This is a genomic window from uncultured Gulosibacter sp. (assembly GCF_963509965.1).
Taxonomy (GTDB): Bacteria; Actinomycetota; Actinomycetes; order Actinomycetales; family Microbacteriaceae; genus Gulosibacter.
In genome coordinates this window covers 1-19429 of sequence record NZ_CAUPDE010000020.1, presented here as the reverse complement: position 1 = coordinate 19429, position 19429 = coordinate 1, and the positions used below count along the sequence as shown (strand labels likewise).

Here is a 19429-nt window from a genome sequence, read left to right as displayed (position 1 = left end):
CCGCGTGTTTACGCGGAAGCCACTCCCCGACTCCTAAACAGAGGTCCAAGTCGGGCGTAGATCGCCAGGTCGAGGCGGTCGATGCTGGCCAGCACGATGAGCGGCGCACCGGTTGAGACGGCGGCCCGGGTGGCAGCTCGCCAATCGAGTCGACTGAACTCGATAGCGCGAATGCCGGATGCGCCCACGCCGCCCCTCTCTGTCACCGACTGTTTGTTGTCAGTCTAGTGACGGCGGGTGTGACGCTCAGGGAGCGAGGTACACCTTGCGTAGTTGGTCGCTGTGCACGGTCCAGCGGGTTTGCATCCCCTCGCTCAGCTGCAGCACCGAACCGGCGCGCAGCTGCACCGCGGGAAGCTGCGGTTCGAGAAACTCGACCGTCGCTTCGCCCGCAATAATCACGCAGAGCTCGTCGGCTTCGGTGTCGTGCATCACGCCGCGGCTCATCTCCCACACCCCGGTTTCGAGCCCGGCAAATTCGCCGAGCTCGGTGGCACCGGTGGTGGTGCCGTCCTGCGGATCGTGTTCGGCGGGCACAGTTTCGTGGGCGACATCGAGTGCGAGCGCGTCGATCACGACGCCTGGTTTCAGTGAAGTCATGCGGGTAACCCTAACTGTTTGATGCGGGGCGGTAGCGTGCCGCGCCTTTTGATGCGGGCGGTTAGCGTCCCGAAACGAGCGAGGCGATCTTGGCGATTGGATGCGTGCGCGAGCTTTCGGATGCCGACTCGAATCGGTCGGCGGCGCCGTAGGCCCCGTAGATGATGCGCGTGGCGATCCAGCGCAGCGGTTCGGGTTCCCAGCGGCGCACCCGGTGGTTGACCCACGGCAGGTGCACGAGGTCGGTGTCGTTGCCGAGCACGAGATCGCGCAGTGTGCGGCCGGCGAGGTTCGTGGTGGCAACGCCGGTGCCCACATAGCCGCCGGCGTAACCGATGCCGGTTTTATTGTCGAACACGCAGGTGGCGGCCCAGTCGCGGGGCACGCCGAGGGTGCCCGACCACAGGTGGTCGATCTGCGCATCCGCAGCCGCGGGGAAGAACGAAACGAGCAGGTTTCGCAGCGTTTCGGCGGTTTGCGGCTGGGTGCGCCCGTCAACGTCGGTTGCCGAATTCCAGCGATACGGCACCCCGCGGCCACCGAACGCGATTCGGTTATCGGCGGTGCGCTGCGCGTACATGTACACGTGTGCGAAGTCGCCGAGCACTTCGCCGCCTTCCCAGCCCAGCTGCTGCCAGGTGGTGTCGCTGAGTGGTTCGGTGGCGATCATCGACGAGTTCATTGGCAGCCAGTCGCGATGCGATGATTTGATGCCGGCGGTGAAACCTTCGGTGGCGCGCAGGATGCGTTCGGCGCGCACGGCGCCGCGGTCGGTGCGCGCGAGGCCGGGTTCGATTTCGGTGACGCGGGTGCCCTCGTAGATTTTCACGCCCATCGCTTCGACACGTTCGGCGAGGCCGCGTGCGAGTTTGGCGGGATGGATGCGGGCGGCGTGCGGCTGCCACACCCCGGCGATCGCGCGGTCGATCTTGATGCGGTTTTGGGTTTCGGCGCTGTCGAGCCATTCGACATCGGTGTGCTGCCACTCGCATTCGGCGTCGTAGTAGCTTTTGAGCCGCGCCAGCTGTGCTGCCGAGCGCGCCACATTGAGTTCGCCGCCGCGCACGAGATCGCAGTCGATTCCCTCTTCTACGGTGATTCGCTCGACTTCGGCGACCGTTTCGTTCATGGCCAGTTGGAACCGCTGCGCAGCGCCGCGGCCGTGGCTGGCGACATATTGTTCACGGCCGCCGGTGACGCTATTGACGAGCCAGCCACCGTTGCGGCCCGATGCGCCGAAGCCCGCGAAGCGTTGCTCGAGCACCGCGATGCGCAGGCTCGGGTCGGCCTGCTTCAGGTAGTACGCCGTCCACAGGCCGGTAAACCCGGCACCCACAATGGCGACATCAACGTCGATCGGGCCGGGCAGCGCCGGCCGCGGCGCCTGCATCCCAATCTGCGTCCACCAGTGCGAGATGTTTCCGTTGATCATGTTTTCTCCGCTCAGAAATATCTAACTTTTGCCCACTTGCGAATGACTAACGACCAATTGCCAGAGGGATTAAACTGATATGCTATCGATTAACAACCCACGGTATATCGCTGAATTAATCAGTTCACTCGCAGGAAATTAGCAATCAGGGAGCAGTACACTATCTTCAGGCTTCCACTCAAGCGTGACTTCATCGCCAATCTCGAAGACGCGCACCCCGTCAGCAGTAGAGCGGACCATTGCTTCTCCAAGGTCAGTTGCAACACTGTATTTAAAGGCTGAACCGAGATAAACAACGTCGAGAATCTTGCCCGAAATCCGGTTCACCTGGCAGCCCGAGTCGACGCGCGCCGCCGCGCGATCAACAATCGACATAGATTCCGGCCTGATCAAGATTGCGCCGGCTCCATCAAATTCAGCCTTCTGAATGCTGAATTGACACGACCCACAGGTAATGACGTCACCAGCAACTTCACCTTTGAAGATGGTTGATTCACCAATGAATTCACCAACAAAAAGACTTTTCGGGCTATTGTAAAGCTCATGAGCAGTCCCAATTTGTTCGATCTTTCCATGATTGAACACTGCTATCCGATCAGACAGAGCTAGAGCTTCCTCCTGATCATGGGTGACATAAATAAAGGTGCTCCCGAGTTCCCGGTGGATTCTGCGCAGTTCCATTTGCAGCCACTCACGTAGCTTTTTATCCAGGGCACCCAAGGGCTCGTCCATCAAGAGAATCGGCGGTCGGTAGACAACCGCTCTAGCAACTGCAACTCGTTGCTGTTGCCCACCAGAGAGCTCCCTCGGATACCTATTCGCGAAGCCTCCAAGTTGAACCATTTCCAGAGCTTCCGCAACGGACTTCTTACGCTCAGCCCTAGAAACCTTTCGTTGCTTGAGTGGATACTCAACGTTCTCTTCTACCGTTAGATGGGGAAACAGGGCGTAGTGTTGAAACACAACTCCAAGATTACGCTCATGTGCCTTCTTTCGCTCAAGCGGCGCCCCTTGTAGAAGCATTGTCCCAGATGTTGGTTCAATAAAGCCTGCAATCAGATTAAGCGTAGTTGTTTTACCCGACCCAGAAGGCCCTAGGAAGGTCAGGAACTCTCCCTCTCGAACGTCTAAATTTACATCATGCAGCGCTGTTGCGTTACCGTACTTCTTGGTCAGATTACTGATGGAAAGAATCATGTTGTTCATTCTTACTCCGACTCCTGTTTAGACACACTTGCTTTAGCAACTTTATTTCGTTTTGTCACGGCACTACGTTTTGCAACAAATCGATAGAGCACAAAACCCAGGAGGACAGCTGCAAGTATCATTGTGGCGGCTGCCGCGATGGTCGGATCTGTATCTCGAGTAACACTGGCATACATTGCCGTGGGCAAAGTTTGCAGACTAGGTGTCACCATGAACTGGCTGATAATGATTTCGTCAAAGCTTGTGACGAATGCAAATACGGCGCCCGCAGCAATTCCTGGAGCAATGATTGGCACCGTGACAGTCAAGAATGCTGTGAATCTATTAGCGCCCAGACTCATTGCAGCTTTCTCAAGGGTCTCATCGTAACCACTCAGGCTCGCATTTACTGCAATGATCACCATCGGTAGCGCCAAACAAACATGCACGAGCGTGAAAGCGAGAATGTTTCCGATTAGCTTTGTCTGCAAGAAGAAGGTGTAAACACCTGCACCGGCTATGATTGCGGGCACGATCATCGGCGTCAGCATCAATCCGCGCACTGCATTCACCCATTTTCCCTTCGCCTTCGACAAGGCCAACGCTGCAACAGTCCCAATGGGAGTTGCAATGACCACGGTCGCAACGCCAATCAGCAGAGTGTTTCCCAGAGAGCTAAGCCATTTTTGGTTTGTGAAGAACTGCTCGTACCAGCGGAATGACCACCCCTGCGGGGGAAACTGGAAGCTTGCCTGAGACGTTAGTGAAATCGGAACAACAATGAACATGGGTGCAATGAGCCATATCACTGTTAAGCCTGCAAACAGTGCCAAGAGCAGCCGACCTACACGGAATCGCCGTTCCATCACTTACTCCCTCCAAGCATATTGGCTGATGCAGACCCGTGTCGTCTGCCGATCAGACCAGCGACGACCAGGATCAACACAGTCGTTGCAAGTAGCACGATTGCAATCGCGGCACCATGCCCCCATTGCCCCAATCCCTGAACTTGCCCTTGAATGAGAGTCGACAGAAATGTCTCACGCGAGCTGCCGAGCATCGCCGGCGTGATATAGAAGCCCAGTGCCATCACAAAGCAGAGCAATGCCCCAGCAGCAACTCCAGGGATTGAGAGCGGCAAAAATACTGTCATGAAGGCTTTTCGTCTCGTAGCCCCTAGACTTACCGCCGCCGTTAGCAACCTGCGGTCAATTTGCGCCATTGTTGAGTACATAGGCAAGACCACGAATGGTAACAGCACTTGAGCCATACCTATGAATACCGCCAGTGGCGTGCGAAGGATTTCAACGTCGCCAAATCCCAACATTGAGGCAAACTGGACTATTGGCCCCTGCTTCTGCAGCAGAATTACCCAGGCAAATGTACGCACTACTGTTGATGTAACGAATGGGACCAAGACAGCCAACATGAGGAGATTTCTAGTCTTAGCCGTAGCGATTGTCATGTAGTACGAGAATGGGTATGCAACGAGCACACACAACACCATGACGCCGAATGAGATCGTAATAGTACGAATCAAGACTGCCATATTGACAGGCTGTCCGAAGAACCACTCAAAGTTCTGCATTCCCGGGGTGGGGTGCGTGAAAGCTGTAACCAGTATGCTGATCATTGGATAAAAGTAAAAAGTACCCAATATAATCAACGGAGGGCAGAGCGCCAGCAGAATTCGTGAACTACTTCTCGCCTCACCCCCTAGCCTTACCTTATTTCTCTTCCCACTCGTCAGCTCCACTTGCTCATCGAGAAGTATCGCCTTTGTGGACATTTCGGCAAACTGTTTTTCTTTTGCTTTGAACACCATGGCTTATGCCACCTGCTATTTCCGATTACTCATCGTCTGCTTTCAGGTAATGCTGGAGTGCGGACCCTAAATTATTCCGCACCAGCAACAATGGCACTCCAACGGTCTTGCAGAGGTGAGACGACGTCTCGGTCTGACCAGAATTCCGCGTCGACCGGCACTGAGTTTTCTGACTTGTCTGGAGTGGTGACCATGTACTCCTTAGTGAGTTCATCGACCTCTGGCGCCGCGTCGACATTTGCGGGTGAGTATCCAGTCGCCTCAGTGAAAGCAGCTTGCTGTTCAGCCCCTAGCGCGTAGTTCAGGAAGTAGTAGGACACCTCAATGTTCGGGCTTCCTTTTACAATCGCAAAGTAGTCGGTGATCCCGATCCACTGGTTCCATGTTGCCTTGATGGGAGCACCATTTTTTGCAGCCTGAAGTGACCGGCCCGTCCAGACTGCTCCGATACTGGCGTCTCCAGACTCCAAGAGTTGCTGAGCGGAGGCTCCAGTGCTGTAGAAAATTACGGAGTCAGCGATTGATTCAATCTTGTCAAGGCCCTTATTGGCCCATTCAACGGTGAAGGGAGTACTTGGATCCCAACCCGCAGCAATCGCGCCCGCTTGAACGAGTGCTGCATCGACCTTACCATCACCATTGTAGAAGGTACGCTTGCCTGGATATTTCTCCGTATCAAAGAAATCTTCCCAGGTTTCCGGCCCGTTGTCACCATAGACATCTGTATTGTAAACAATGTTTACTCCATAGATGATTGATGGCACTGCACAGTCCAATACTGGCACGGAGTCGGGAATCTTAGACGTGTCTAGCTTAGACTTATCGAGCTTTTCGAAATATGTGCCACATTCGCGCTCAATGCTGTCCGCATAGCTCGTAACCACATCCCACTGTATATTTCCAGAATTAACCTGAGCTTCAAGTTTTGCCAGTGTCTGTGGCGAATCTTGGGCAAGAGTTACGCCCGACTCTTTCGCAAAAGGCTCCAGATAGGCAGAAGCCATCGCCTCCTGGGTGGTCCCACCGTCACCTGCAAACGTGAACGTGGCTCCACTCAGGGCCCCTTCAGGGACTTGCCCCAGCACCGGGTTGGTCAGTGGCTCTACTTCAGCTGCAGGAGCACTACTGCACGCAGTAATAGTCATCAACGCGATCGCGATTGCTGCGGTCTTCTTAGCCCTGTTATTCACTGTGTACTCCTTTGTACATATGCGTCTGGCAGCGCACTACCAGCACTTCATCGTGGCCGGCGTCAGAACTGTCCAGCAGCTGACTCGCCTGCAAGTAGCATCCATGTCTACTGATTGTTGCGTCCACTGCCAGTTCGGCATTGATTGCGCAATTCTTCGACATTCTGGTGTCGACTTTGGTGATCTTAAACTTCTAGCTTGGCTGCTGCATCCGATCACCGACGATCGCTAGATCAGCGAAGGAGCCGATATGACCGCCCTGCCAACCATTCCGCACTGGATCGACGGTGCCGAAGTCGTCGCCGACGACGCGCGCACCGCACCGGTGTTCGACCCCGCGCTCGGCCGCGAAATCCGCCGCGCCGCGCTCGCCAGCGAAACCGAAGTTGACCGCGCTGTCGAAACCGCCCACACCGCCTATCTCACCTGGCGTAATGTGTCGCTCGCGAAGCGCACCGCGATCCTGTTCCGCTTCCGCGAACTGCTCAACGAACGCAAGGGCGAGCTCGCTGAAATCATCACCGAAGAACACGGCAAGGTCATCGACGACGCCCTCGGCGAAATCGCCCGCGGGCAGGAAGTGGTCGAGTACGCCTGCGGCATCACCTCGCATCTGCGCGGCCACTTCTCAGAGCAGGTGTCGACCGGGTTCGACATCCACTCGGTGCGCCAGCCGATCGGCGTCGCCGCGATCATCTCGCCGTTCAATTTCCCCGCGATGGTGCCGATGTGGTTCTTCCCCATCGCCATCGCCGCCGGTAACTCGGTGGTCGTGAAGCCGAGCGAGAAGAACCCGTCGGCCGCGATCTGGATCGCCAAACTCTGGAAAGAAGCGGGCCTGCCCGACGGCGTGTACACCGTCGTCAATGGCGACAAGGTGGCGGTGGATGCGCTACTCACCCACGAAAAGGTGGCCTCGGTTTCATTCGTCGGCTCGACCCCCATCGCCCAGTACGTGTACGAAACCGGCACCAAGCACGGCAAGCGCGTGCAGGCGCTCGGTGGCGCGAAAAACCACATGCTGGTGCTGCCGGATGCCGACCTCGACCTGGTGGCCGACTCGGCCATCAACGCCGGATTTGGTTCGGCCGGCGAACGCTGCATGGCAATTTCGGTGGTCGTCGCAGTCGAACCGGTCGCGGATGCGCTCATCGACAAAATCGTTGAACGGATGCAGCAGCTGAAGGTGGGCGATGGACGTCGCGGCACCGACATGGGCCCGCTGGTCACCGAAGCCCACCGCGACAAGGTCGCCAGCTACATCGACATCGCTGCTGGCGACGGCGCGACCGTCGTGGTGGATGGCCGCGGCATCGAGGTCGACGGTGATGAGGCCGGCTTCTGGCTCGGCCCCACCCTGCTCGACCGCGTGCCGACCACCTCGCGCGCCTACACCGAAGAAATCTTCGGCCCGGTGCTGTCGGTGGTTCGCGTGCAGTCGTTCGACGAGGGCCTTGAGCTCATCAACAACGGCGCTTTCGGCAACGGCACCGCGGTGTTCACCAACGACGGTGGGGCGGCGCGCCGCTTCCAGAACGAGGTGCAGGTGGGCATGATCGGCGTCAACGTGCCGATTCCGGTGCCCATCGCCGCCTACTCGTTCGGTGGCTGGAAGCAGTCGATTTTCGGTGACACCAAGGCGCACGGCGACGAGGGCGTGAAGTTTTTCACCGCCCAGAAGGCGATCACCACCCGCTGGCTCGACCCGTCGCACGGCGGCATCAACCTCGGATTCCCGCAGAACGACTAGTGCACAGCCGCTCTGGCACTAGCTCGTAGCCGCTGAGGTACTAGCTCGTAGCCACTCCGGTACACCGAAGGGTTAGCTCGTAGCCACTCCGGTACACCGAAAACACTGAGGGCCACCGCTATAGCGGTGGCCCTCGCGGTTTTCGGTGTACGCGAGTTTTCGGCGAAGTCAGCCGTTCAGCATGCCGGGCATTTTCGGTGTACGCGAGCAAGCGATGCGACCGCGCAGCACGCGCCGCGGCACAGCGAGCCGGCGTGAACCCAGCTAGCGCTGCGGCACCGCGGCAGCCAGTTCGGCTGCCTGCTGGATCACCTCGAGCTGATCGGCACGCAGCTTGTGCACCGGGTTGTTGGCCCAACCGGGAGCGAAGGGGTCGTCAATGCTGGTGCGGTGCCCCGAGATTTCCTCCATCACCGCAAGGCCACAGAACGGTACATACACCGCCGAGTAGCCACCCTCGTGTGAGAAGACGAGGCGGCCATCGCACAGTTCATCCGCCCATTCCACCAGCATCCGCGCCAGTTCACGGAAGCCGTCCGAGGTGACCGACATGCATCCGAGCGGGTCGAGCATCGACGGGTCGAACCCGCTCGACACCATGATGAGGTCGGGCTGGAACCGCTTCAGCGCCGGGTAAACCACCTGTTTGAACGTCTCGAAGTATGCCTCGTGGCCCGAACCGGCCGGCAGCGGAATGTTGATGTTCGTACCGGCGCCGTCGCCCTCGCCGGTCTTCGTGATCTCGCCCGAGTTCTCGGGGAAAAGCTGGTCTTGGTGGATCGAAATGGTGAGCACTCCCCCATCCGACCAGTAGATACGCTCGGCACCGTTACCGTGATGCACGTCGTAGTCAACGATCGCAACGCGCTCGACGCCGCGCACCTGGCGGGCATGCTCAATCGCAATCGGCACATTGGCGAGAAGACAGTATCCGCGGCCACGGTCGGGTTCGGCGTGGTGCCCCGGGGGACGCACCAGCGCATAGCCGTTGTCGAGCTCACCGCTGAGCACCGCATCCGTGAGGTCGATCAGCGAGCCGGCTGCGCGACGCGCGATTTCATACGAACCGACACCGAAGATCGTCTCGCCATCGCCGCCCTCACCGCCGGTGTGGTTACTTTCGCGCTCAAGTCGCTGCAGATAGGCGCCCTCGTGAACACGCAGCAGCTCCTCTTCGGTGGCGAGGCGCGTCGGGCGGCGAATCAGCTCGGCGCCGAGTCGGCTCACCTCTACCAGGCTCGCCAGCCGCGCCTTTGTCGCGGGGTTCTCAAACGCCTCGATCGGCTGCACAACGGGGCTCGGTGGCCAGATCGCAGCCGTATTGCCCGTGTTATGCCAGGCAAAGCTCTCGTCCCAGACATATCCAGTTCGCCGAATTGCGGCCATAGTGCATCCTCATTTCACTTCGTTGTGTCAAGTGGAACTATTCCACCCGCCTATCAACATCGACAACGTGCCAAGTTGGCAGTCGTAGGGGGTGTACGGCACTCTACCCGGCTCAAGATCACGAAGTATTTGCGTCGATGCAAGAAACAGCGAAACGGCACGACAACAGCGGCACAGGTGGCTTAATCTCAGCTTTCGGCGCGACCGAGACGCCAGTACCCCATGAAGGCAACCGAACCGCGGTCGATGTTGAGGTCACGCACAAGATATCTCCGCAGCGCTGTGATCGTTCTAGATTCACCTGCCAACCAGGCATAGTCCGCGCTTGATGACTGCTCCGGAACCTCCCACAGCGTTTCGCTCGCGTCGGATTCCTCGAATGGGTATGCCTGTCCCGGGGATGCTAGGTGATCGCCGCATCCGGTCGGCAGTCGACGGCTTCCCCACTCACGAATCGCCGCACCGAGCCGTTCACCATGGCTGGCGTCGTTCCTAGCGAGCCAAGAAATGTTTATCCCCGCGGATGTTGTCAGTGGCATTGCATCTGCAGCCGTCGGTACCTCGATGAATACGTCGCCTCGCACTGCTTGTGGCAAGGACTCAACAATGGCACAGATCGCAGGACCGGCAGTTTCGTCACCCCCGATGAGCACGTTCGTAGCGGCGCCCGGTTTCCATTCGAAACCGCCCCGATCCTTCGCACGCGCGTCTGGGCCAATCACCACCATCTGCTGACCTGGAACAGCGCTCGAGGCCCAGGCCGAGGCAGGGCCGTGGATGCCGTGAAGTACAAAGTCGACATCGATTTCGCGCAGTTCCGGCCGCCACGCTCGCACAGTGTAAGTCCGTAATGGATTGCGATCCGTATCTGGCAGCATCCGCCACCGCGTGTACCACTCACGAACCGGTGTGGTTTCGTCAAGCTGCCCAACATCAGTAACCGAACCATCAGGTAACGGGAGCATGAGTTTGATTCGTTGGTCGGGACCGTCAACACAAAAGTGCGCAAGCTCGTCGCCGGTAAACGTCACCCGCACAAAGTGTGGGCTCAGCCGAACGACGCGAGCAACGACAGTATTGAAGCAGTGGTAGGGCTGTACATTCACCGTTTCACTATATCCAGAATTAGGTTAGGCTTACCTAACTATGAACAGTTCCTCGTCTTCGCATGCTGATATCGCCGGCGACCTCAGTGCCGAAACACTGACCCTGAGTTACGGCCGCACCCCCGTCGTGCAGAACGCTTCACTGCGATTGCGACCCGGACTCGTCACTGCTTTGATCGGCCCCAACGGAAGCGGGAAGTCGACGGTGCTGCGAGCACTGGCTCGCCTGCACCGCATTGATGCTGGCCGTGTGCAGATCGGAGGCGAAGACACCACCGCTCTCTCCGCACGCGAGTTTGCCCGCACCGTGACGATGCTCTCGCAATCGCGCCCGCATCCCTCAGGACTCGCCATCCGCGACGTGGTGGCACACGGCCGCCATCCGCATCGTGGCCGGTTCGCAGGTCTGACCGACACCGATCGCGAAGCCATCGACCATGCCCTCCGCCTTACAGGCCTCACATCGATGGCCGACCGGCCAGTTGACGAACTATCCGGCGGTGAATTACAGCGTGTTTGGCTCGCCACCTCCCTGGCGCAAGATACCGGTGTCCTGCTGCTCGATGAGCCCACCAACCACCTCGACCTGCGCTATCAGGTTGAAACACTCGACCTTGTCCGAGATCTCGCCGATCGTGGCACGGCGCTCGGCGTTGTCCTGCACGACCTCAATCATGCAGCCGCCGTCGCCGACCAGGTTGTGCTCATGCATCAAGGTCGGGTTCGTGCCGCTGGAACTGCGGAACAGGTACTCACGAGCGAGCATCTCTCACAAGCCTACGGACTGACCATCGACACGAGTCATGACACCACAAGTGGCTGCGTCCGCATCGTTCCGAGAGGTCGCCACCATGCTCGAGGTCGAAAACCACTCCTAACGCTATCTGCCTAGCCCATCCCTTATCCCCATGCACCCGCACAACGGGTGCATCACTCTGGAGCTCAAATGCGCAAACCCTTCGCACTCGTCACCATCCTCAGCGCCATGACTCTCGCGCTCGTTGGTTGCGGCACAACGTCAGTCCCATCCCAGTCGGCGAGCCCGACGCTCGCAAGCAATGCAGCCGGATGCGCGAACGACACCACCAAGACCTCTACCGGTGCGGTTGAGCTCACCGACGACTTCGGACGAAACGTTCGCCTCGACAAGCCAGCCGAACGAGTTGCGGTGCTGGAGTGGCAGCAGATCGAAGACGTCCTCACACTGTGCATCACCCCCGTAGCAGTCGCCGACGCTAAGGGCTACAGCACCTGGGTGACCGCCGAAACTCTGCCCGAGGGCGTGGTCGATGTGGGCACTCGCCAAGAACCCAACCTCGATACCCTCGTCAGCACGCAACCCGACCTCGTAATCGTTGAAGCAAATGCCGCTGACGACCCGATTATTGGGCAGCTCGAAAAGTATGGGATTCCCGTGCTCGCCACAATTGGCGCAGACGCCAAAGATCCGATTGCCCGGATGCTGACGACGTTTGACCTCATTGCACAGGCAACGGGCCGTGAAGAACGTGCCGAAATCGTCACCGAAGAGTTCGAAACCCATCTGAAGGAGGCCGAGGCCGAGATCGCGGCCGCAGAGCCAGCAATCACCGAATTCGTCTACCTCGACGGCTGGGTCGATGGCGGCAACGTCTCGCTCCGCCCGTTCGGTAATGGCTCACTGGTCGGCGCGATCGGCACCCGATTGGGACTCAAGAACGCCTGGACCGGCGAAACCGACCCCGTCTACGGTCTGGGCACCACCGACATCGAAGGCATGACCACAATCGGCGATGCCACCATCTTGCACACCAGCACCACTGCCGAGGCCGGAGATACTTTCCTTGCCGCCGCAGCCGACAACCCCGCCTGGAAATCGATTCCTGCTGTAAAGGAAGGCCGAGTGCATTCCTTCCCCGAGGGCATCTGGACCTTCGGCGGCCCGCGCTCCACGAAGCAGATCATCGACGCCTACGTCGACGTCATCACCAAGTAAACCGTCGTGCGAAGGTCGGCGGCAACGAGCACTTCGCTCACTAATACCTCGGAAGTAACTGAACTCTCGGCAATGGATTCCAGATCGAGGGGAACTGAGCATCATTCAGGGTTTTCAGCGAACGCAGCTGTGGCGTTGTGCGCCCTGCTGCTCCTGCTGGCACTCACCAGCCTGTGGCATCTCACGCAGGGCACCAGCGGCGCACTGCTCGTAGACAGCGACCTTTTCTTCGGTTCCCGCCTGCCTCGCCTCGCGGCAGGCGGGGCCGTCGGCATCGCGCTGGGCGCAGCGGGCGTGCTCATGCAATCGCTGTCGCGCAATGCACTCGCCGCACCCGATACTCTCGGTGTTACTGCCGGCGCTCATCTTGCCGTGACGGCAGTGGCTGCCTTCGGGGTCACCGTACCGATCTGGGCAACTGGCAGCGTCGCATTTGTTGGCGGACTCGGCGCGGCAGCCCTGGTGCTTGGACTTGCCGGCGGCGCCGGATCATCAACCACGCGGCTCGTACTCGCCGGCTCAGCACTCGCGATGGCGTGTCAGGCGGCGACCTCGACCCTGCTCATCCTGTTTCAAGAGGAGACCAAGGGCCTACTTGCTTGGGGAAGCGGCAGTCTGTCGCAACTGAGCATTAATGCTTTCCTCCATTCTGCGCCCATCACGCTAATCGCGCTCACGCTTGCCCTGTTGCTCGCAAGAAACCTCGACATCTTGGCGCTCGGTGACGATTCGGCGTCAGCCCTAGGCATCCCTGTTCGCAAGACACGTATCGCCGGCCTGTTAATCGCCACCATGCTCACTGCCACGGCGCTCACACTCGCGGGACCAATTGGTTTTGTTGGACTCGGTGCGCCAGTGCTCACCCGTCTCATGTCGCGGTGGGTGCCCGCGCTCAATCGGCATCTGCTCCTCATCCCGACTTCCGGCCTGATCGGTGCGATTCTCGTGATCCTCGCCGACGCGGTGTTGCGAGCGCTGATCGGTCCCGAAGGTGCCCTCGCGGTTCCGACCGGAGTGGCAACAACCATCCTTGGAGCAATCATCCTCGTGCTCATGGCGCGACGGTTACGTGACTCAGGCCCTACAAAGCAGCCCCCAAGCATCCGTTTTGGTGCACGCAACCGTAGTCGTTTTGCGCTCGCGCTGACGCTGTGCATTGCACTCCTTGCCGGCACCATCATTGCCGGCCTCCTGCTCGGCAGTACCTGTCTACTCACCGGTGATGTTGCACTGTGGATGCAAGGCGAGGCACCCCCACAGATCGCATTCGCGCTCGATGAGCGTGCACCGCGAGTGATTGCCGCCATCACCGCCGGAGCAGCCCTCGCACTCGCCGGTACACTCACACAAGCTATAAGTCGGAATCCCCTTGCTGAACCGAGCCTGCTAGGCATCACGGGAGGGGCAGGGCTCGGCGCCGTGATCGTGACCACGAGCGCATCAGCGTCTTTATTCGGGATGCTGGTTGGGGCGATTATCGGCGCGTTTGCGGCCTTCGTCCTCGTCTACGTGCTCGCTTGGCGGCGGGGTATCAATGCCGACCGATTCATTCTCGTAGGAATCGGCGTCTCGTATGGAACGATTGCCCTGACCACGTTCCTCCTTCTGCGAAGCAACCCCTGGGATACCCCGAAGATTTTTACTTGGCTTTCGGGAACTACCTACGGTCGAATGTGGGAACAGCTGATCCCACTCACGATAGCGCTACTCATAGCACTGCCCGTCATCTTCGCCCAGCGTCGCGACCTCGACCTCGTTGCGCTGGATGAGGACACCCCTCGACTACTCGGCGTGGGGTTGGAGCGCTCACGCCTGCTCATACTCACGGTCGCTGCAATCTTGGCTGCACTGAGTGTGATCGCAGTGGGAGTGGTTGGCTTCGTCGGACTCGTCGCTCCTCACGCTGCCCGGGCCCTCGTTGGCGCACGGCACGACCGAGTTATCCCCGTTGCGTTGATGCTCGGGGCGGTGCTCGTAGGCGTTGCCGACCTTATCGGGCGTACCGTGATCGCGCCCGCTCAGCTGCCAGCAGGACTCATCGTCGCCCTGTTGGGCGCACCTTATTTCGTCTGGTTGTTGTGGAGATCACGCTCCCACTAGCTGTTGCGCCTCATCCTCGCAATTGCAGCGCCGTGTACAGCTCGGCGCGGGCGCCGAAGTCTTCGAGGTCAAGCTGACAGATCTCACCGAGCTGGTCGATACGGGCACGCAGCGTGTGACGATGCATCCCCAGCTCACGCGCGGCGGGATCCCAGGCGCAATTGTGCGCAAACCACACCTCGGCACTGTGCAATAGCTCAGCGGCATCGCTGCGATCCTGCAACGGGGCAAGCAGTCGCCGCGCCGCAACCGCACCATCGGCCGCCTCAAGCCAGGCGAGCATCCCCAACTCCGCGAGCGCCCCAAACTCCACCGGCGCACCCGGCCGTGCCCGCTCCACCGCCTGCCGAGCCTGGCGCAATCCCTCCGAAAAATCGTCGAGATCCACCGGCGCCGAAACTCCAATCATCAGCTCGCGGCCTTCAAATGCCTCGGCGCTCGGCCGCGGATCACGTCCCGCCGCCTCAAACACGATCAGCTCGTCGCCCACCCGCGCAAATGCAAATTCGGCGCCTTCAGCCAGCACCTCCAACTCGCCAAGCGTCGACTCCCAGTTCCGCACGCCCCGCACCGCCGAAACCACCACCGCGCCCTCGGGCACCCAAGCCTCAAGCGCCCGCAGTGCCGCAAGCGCCGCATCCGTCGCCCCCGCCTGCAGCAGCGCCAGCACGCCGCGCCGCAGTTCGTGACGCGCCGCATCCAGCACGCGCGACTGTTCAATCGCAATGGATGCAATGCCGAGCACGCTCGCGATCAGGTCGTTGCTCTCTGCATCCAGCGTCACGGCCGTGCCGATCACGAGCGCCCCGAGCAGGTCGCCGGTGCGGCCGATGGTTTGCAGGGTGATTTCACCGTCGGCAGTCTCGATTTTTCGGCTCGCCCGCTTGGCGCCCCGCAGTGTCGCAGCTACCGATTTGGAAAGCTCATCGAGCAGTTCGGCCGGCGCCGCACGTTTGGTTTGCAGACGCACCCGCCGCCCCAGCCGGTCGTACAGCACCACCCAGCAGTCGAGTTGCACCTCGAGTTCACGCAGCGTCGCCGCCAGCCCGTTCGGCTGCAGTGCCGCCCGCGCGATCGCTCGCTGCGCGCGAATTGAACGGGTGACGCGGGCGCTACGGTCGGCGGCGATGGCATCGGCGACATGGCGAATGATGCGGATGAACGGCAGCCGATTCGCTACGACAACCAGCGGCAGCTGCTGGTCACGGCAGGCATCAACAAGCGCCTGCGGCAGCTCTGGCGTAATCACCCCCACCGCATATCCGAGACCAACGATTTCCGCGTCGCGCAGCCGGCGCACATATTCGGTGACGGATGCATCCCCACCAAATTGCGAACCGTCGGTGAGCAGCAGCTGGCCCGGTTCCAGCCACGGGGTTGGGTCGATGAGATCGGATGAATGTACCCAGGTGAGTTCGCGATCGAGACTGTCGGCTTCGGTGCCGGCCACCAGGCGCAGTTTCAGCTCGGGTTCGGCAATGAGTTCGCGCAGCGTGATCGGCATTGAACGATCCTATAGTGCGGATTTGTCGAAAAGCACATGGATGCTTAACGGAATCGGCAGCGGAATCGCTGCGGTTTTCGCGCAACCATTGCCCCATTGCCTTTGGAGAACAGTTGCAAGGGAGCATCATGGCTGAACTCACCAACGCCTACGTCATCGAACATGACACCGGCCACGTCATGCACTCGTGGTCGGCGCAGCAAAAACTCGCGCCACTCGCTTTCCGCACCGGCCACGGCGCCACCCTCGTCGACTATGACGGCAAGGAATACCTCGACCTTTCGAGCCAGCTCGTCAACACCAATATCGGCCACCAGCACCCGAAAGTGGTTGCAGCCATCACTGAGCAGGCCAACGAACTCGCCACCGTCGCCCCGGCGCACGCCAACGCCACCCGCGCCCGCGCCGCCGAGCTCATCCTCGACCTCGCACCCGAGGGATTCAACAAGGTGTTTTTCACCAACGGCGGCGCCGACGCCAACGAAAACGCGATCCGCATGGCCCGCCTCTACACCGGCCGCGACAAGGTCATTTCGCACTACCGCTCGTATCACGGCAACACCGGTGCCGCCATCGTCGCGACCGGCGACTGGCGCCGCGTCCCCAACGAATATTCGCGCGGCCACCTGCATGTTTTTGGCCCGCACCTGTATCGCACCCGGTTCTGGGCCGAAACCGAGGCCCAAGAAACCGAGCGCGCACTCGAACATCTCGAGCAGACCATCATCGCTGAGGGTGCATCGAGCATCGCCGCGATTTTGCTCGAATCGGTGCCCGGCACCGCGGGCGTCCTCGTACCGCCGCCCGGCTACCTGCGCGGGGTGCGCGAAATCTGCGATCGCCACGACATCGTGCTGATCCTCGACGAGGTGATGGCCGGATTCGGGCGCACCGGCGAGTGGTTCGCGTTCACGGCACACGATGTCGTGCCCGACCTCATCACCTTCGCCAAGGGCGTCAATAGCGGCTATGTGCCGCTGGGTGGCGTGATCGTTTCGGCACCAATCGCCGCGAAATTCGACGACGAAGTGTTCCCCGGCGGACTCACCTACTCGGGCCACCCGCTCGCCTGCGCCGCGGCGGTTGCCACCATCGAAGCGATGCGCGAAGAAGGCGTGGTTGACAACGCCCGCCGCCTCGGCGACGAGATCATCGGCCCCGAACTGCGCGCGCTTGCCGAAGAACTTGACGTCGTTGGTGAGGTGCGCGGGCGCGGCGTGTTCTGGGCCATCGAACTCGTTTCGGATGCAGCGGCCCGCACCCCCGTGTCGGCCGAGTATATGGGCGCCGTGAAGTCGGCTCTGCTCGACCGCGGCATCCTGCCGTTTACCTCCGACAACCGCATCCACGTGGTGCCGCCGTGCGTGATCGGCGATGACGAACTGCGCCGCGGCCTGGCGGCAATCGCCGAAGTGCTGCGCGAAACCCCAGCTTCTTAGGCTGGTTACCAGGCAAGCAATAGTCCCGGATGCGTACCGCACGCATCCCAACGAAAGAGAAAGTATGTCTGCGAAATACCGCACCGAAAATCCCGCCACCGGCCAACTGGTGAAGGAGGTGCCGTTCGCATCCGATGCCGAAATCACCGGCGCGCTCGAGCGGGCCGCAAGCGCCGCATCCGAATGGCGCGCCACACCAGCGGAAGAGCGCGCCGCGATCGTGCAGCGGGTGAGCGAACTGTTCACCGCCAAGCGTGACGAGCTCGCGCGCATCATCACCACCGAGATGGGCAAGCCGCTTGGCGAAAGCTACGGCGAGGTCGACTTTTCGGCCGATATTTTCCGCTACTTCGCCGAAGAGGGGCCGGGGCAGCTGGTGGATCAGGTGCTCAGCGAAACTGACACCGCGCGTTCGGTGGTGCAGCGGCGGCCACTGGGCACGATCCTCGGCGTGATGCCCTGGAACTACCCCTACTATCAGGTGGCACGGTTCGCGGCGCCGAACCTCGTGGCCGGCAACACCGTGCTGCTCAAGCACGCCGAAATCTGTGCCGAATCATCTAGCGCGATCGCCGCGATCATGCGTGAGGCCGGGGTGCCCGAGGGCGTGTACGAAAACCTCTTCGCCACCCACGAGCAAATCTCGACGGTGATCGCCGACGACCGAGTGGCGGGCGTTTCGCTCACCGGTTCGGAACGTGCCGGCGCGATCATCGCACAGCAGGCCGGGCAGGCGCTGAAAAAGGTCGTGCTTGAGCTCGGTGGCTCGGATCCGTTCGTGGTGCTTTCGCACGACGACATTCCGGCGCTGGCACGGGATGCGGCGGCAATTCGCTTCGAAAACACCGGTCAGGCGTGCAATTCGAACAAGCGGATGATCGTCATGGCGGATGTGTACGACGAGTTCGTGGCCGAGATGGTGAAACTCACCGGCGAGCTGCAGCCGATCGACCCGCTCGAGAACACTGAGGGCGGCGGATTCAGCCCGCTGTCGTCGGAGGCTGCCGCGAACGGTCTGCTTTCGCAGCTTGAGGATGCGACGGCGAACGGTGCGCGGCTGCTGGTTGGTGGCGAGCGGCTCGATCGCGACGGGTTCTGGGTGAGCCCGGCCGTGCTGGTGGATGTGACCCCCGCGGCGCGGGCGTACCGCGAGGAGCTTTTCGGCCCGGTGGCGATGATCTTCCGCGTCGAGTCGGAGGCCGAGGCGCTCGCGCTGGCGAACGACACCCCGTACGGACTCGGCGCGTCGGTGTATTCGACGGATGCGGCGCAGGCTGAGCGCTTCGGCGAGCAGCTCGAAGCCGGGATGGTGGGCGTCAACAGCCAGGCGCCGGAGGTTTCGGAGATGCCCTTCGGTGGTGTGAAGCGCTCGGGCTACGGGCGCGAGCTTGGGCCGCTGGGGATCGACGAGTTCGTTAACAAGCGGCTGTTCCACGTGGTGAAGTAGGCGCTTGAATGCGCATGCATCCGCCTCGTGTGTGGGTTCGCGTCATTTGTGCGTGGTGCAACACCCACAAATGACGCTAAAGCACACAGATCCGTAAGAGGCGGGGTGCGGGGTTTGCGCATAGGCGCAGCCCCGCACCCCGCTTTTGTGCGCCCGCACGCCCGTACATCGCCCGCAATCCCGCCTCATGTGTGGGTTCGCGTCATTTGTATGTGGCGCACCACACACAAATGACGCTAAGGCACACACTTCCGTGAGAGGTGGGGCGGCACGAAAGCCCAGCGACGTAGACCCGAGGTGGGGTTAGCCGGTTCTCACTTCTGGCGCTGCAAAGAATTCGAGTACAGCGTCTACCTGCCGCTCGGGATAGTCAGCGGCGGTTCGGTCAGACAAGAACGCATAGTGAGGCGTCACAATTGTGCGTGGATGCGTCAACAGGGTGGGCTGACCCCGTTTCGTAGGTCCGGTGGTTCTGAGAGTCGTCCTGTCG

Annotated in this window: 16 protein-coding genes; 6 read left to right on the top strand and 10 right to left on the bottom strand. The window is 60.6% G+C overall.

Translation table 11 applies throughout. The features are described from left to right. Nucleotides 1-8 precede the first annotated feature (8 nt). From RQ865_RS09730 to RQ865_RS09700, 7 genes are all read right to left on the bottom strand, one after another. Nucleotides 9-206: a hypothetical protein gene (locus tag RQ865_RS09730; RefSeq protein ID WP_311479182.1), complete on the bottom strand. Its 198-nt coding sequence runs from the start codon at nucleotides 204-206 to the stop codon at nucleotides 9-11. 40 nt (nucleotides 207-246) lie between these two features. Continuing rightward, complete coding sequence (locus RQ865_RS09725; RefSeq protein ID WP_311479180.1) at nucleotides 247-600, bottom strand: cupin domain-containing protein; 354 nt, start codon at nucleotides 598-600, stop codon at nucleotides 247-249. 61 nt (nucleotides 601-661) lie between these two features. Beyond that, nucleotides 662-2032, bottom strand: coding sequence for an FAD-binding oxidoreductase (locus RQ865_RS09720; protein ID WP_311479178.1), 1371 nt, complete (start codon nucleotides 2030-2032; stop codon nucleotides 662-664). A 138-nt stretch (nucleotides 2033-2170) separates the two neighbouring features. Next, entirely contained in the window at nucleotides 2171-3229 is a 1059-nt protein-coding gene (locus RQ865_RS09715; RefSeq protein WP_311479176.1) for an ABC transporter ATP-binding protein, read from the bottom strand. Between the two features lie 11 nt (nucleotides 3230-3240). Then, a complete protein-coding gene (locus RQ865_RS09710) occupies nucleotides 3241-4083 on the bottom strand; it encodes an ABC transporter permease (protein ID WP_311479175.1) in 843 nt (280 codons plus the stop codon). Continuing rightward, nucleotides 4083-5042, bottom strand: a complete 960-nt coding sequence (locus RQ865_RS09705; RefSeq protein WP_311479174.1) for an ABC transporter permease — start codon at nucleotides 5040-5042, stop codon at nucleotides 4083-4085. The genes RQ865_RS09710 and RQ865_RS09705 overlap by 1 nt, the downstream gene beginning before the upstream one ends. 71 nt (nucleotides 5043-5113) lie before the next feature. Next, complete coding sequence (locus RQ865_RS09700) at nucleotides 5114-6232, bottom strand: extracellular solute-binding protein (RefSeq protein WP_311479172.1); 1119 nt, start codon at nucleotides 6230-6232, stop codon at nucleotides 5114-5116. A gap of 250 nt (nucleotides 6233-6482) precedes the next feature. On the opposite strand from RQ865_RS09700, the gene RQ865_RS09695 reads away from it, so the two are divergent. Continuing rightward, nucleotides 6483-7982 carry a CoA-acylating methylmalonate-semialdehyde dehydrogenase gene (locus RQ865_RS09695; RefSeq protein ID WP_311479171.1) on the top strand — a complete coding sequence of 500 codons (1500 nt, stop codon included), beginning with the start codon at nucleotides 6483-6485 and terminating at the stop codon, nucleotides 7980-7982. Between the two features lie 264 nt (nucleotides 7983-8246). Here RQ865_RS09695 and RQ865_RS09690 read toward each other — a convergent pair whose 3' ends face one another. Together RQ865_RS09690 and RQ865_RS09685 are read right to left on the bottom strand one after the other, a co-directional pair. Next, nucleotides 8247-9368, bottom strand: a complete 1122-nt coding sequence (locus tag RQ865_RS09690) for a class II histone deacetylase (protein ID WP_311479170.1) — start codon at nucleotides 9366-9368, stop codon at nucleotides 8247-8249. Nucleotides 9369-9556: 188 nt separating this feature from the next. Then, nucleotides 9557-10474 (bottom strand): siderophore-interacting protein, encoded by a 918-nt coding sequence (locus tag RQ865_RS09685; RefSeq protein ID WP_201517852.1) that lies wholly within the window; start codon nucleotides 10472-10474, stop codon nucleotides 9557-9559. 40 nt (nucleotides 10475-10514) lie between these two features. Here RQ865_RS09685 and RQ865_RS09680 point away from each other — a divergent pair, with 40 nt between their 5' ends. Genes RQ865_RS09680 through RQ865_RS09670 form a run of 3 tightly spaced genes read left to right on the top strand, consistent with a single transcriptional unit; the run spans nucleotide 10515 to nucleotide 14549 of the window. Further along, a complete protein-coding gene (locus tag RQ865_RS09680; RefSeq protein ID WP_311479169.1) occupies nucleotides 10515-11366 on the top strand; it encodes an ABC transporter ATP-binding protein in 852 nt (283 codons plus the stop codon). 54 nt (nucleotides 11367-11420) lie between these two features. Continuing rightward, nucleotides 11421-12449 carry an iron-siderophore ABC transporter substrate-binding protein gene (locus RQ865_RS09675; RefSeq protein WP_311479168.1) on the top strand — a complete coding sequence of 343 codons (1029 nt, stop codon included), beginning with the start codon at nucleotides 11421-11423 and terminating at the stop codon, nucleotides 12447-12449. Between the two features lie 6 nt (nucleotides 12450-12455). Further along, complete coding sequence (locus RQ865_RS09670; RefSeq protein WP_311479166.1) at nucleotides 12456-14549, top strand: iron ABC transporter permease; 2094 nt, start codon at nucleotides 12456-12458, stop codon at nucleotides 14547-14549. A gap of 10 nt (nucleotides 14550-14559) precedes the next feature. Here the strand turns inward: RQ865_RS09670 and RQ865_RS09665 are convergent, their stop codons facing one another. Beyond that, a complete protein-coding gene (locus RQ865_RS09665; RefSeq protein ID WP_311479164.1) occupies nucleotides 14560-16053 on the bottom strand; it encodes a PucR family transcriptional regulator ligand-binding domain-containing protein in 1494 nt (497 codons plus the stop codon). A 128-nt stretch (nucleotides 16054-16181) separates the two neighbouring features. Here RQ865_RS09665 and RQ865_RS09660 point away from each other — a divergent pair, with 128 nt between their 5' ends. Both RQ865_RS09660 and RQ865_RS09655 read left to right on the top strand, forming a co-directional pair. Further along, entirely contained in the window at nucleotides 16182-17492 is a 1311-nt protein-coding gene (locus RQ865_RS09660) for an aspartate aminotransferase family protein (RefSeq protein ID WP_311479162.1), read from the top strand. A gap of 64 nt (nucleotides 17493-17556) precedes the next feature. Further along, nucleotides 17557-18939: an NAD-dependent succinate-semialdehyde dehydrogenase gene (locus RQ865_RS09655; protein WP_311479160.1), complete on the top strand. Its 1383-nt coding sequence runs from the start codon at nucleotides 17557-17559 to the stop codon at nucleotides 18937-18939. Nucleotides 18940-19429 lie beyond the last annotated feature (490 nt).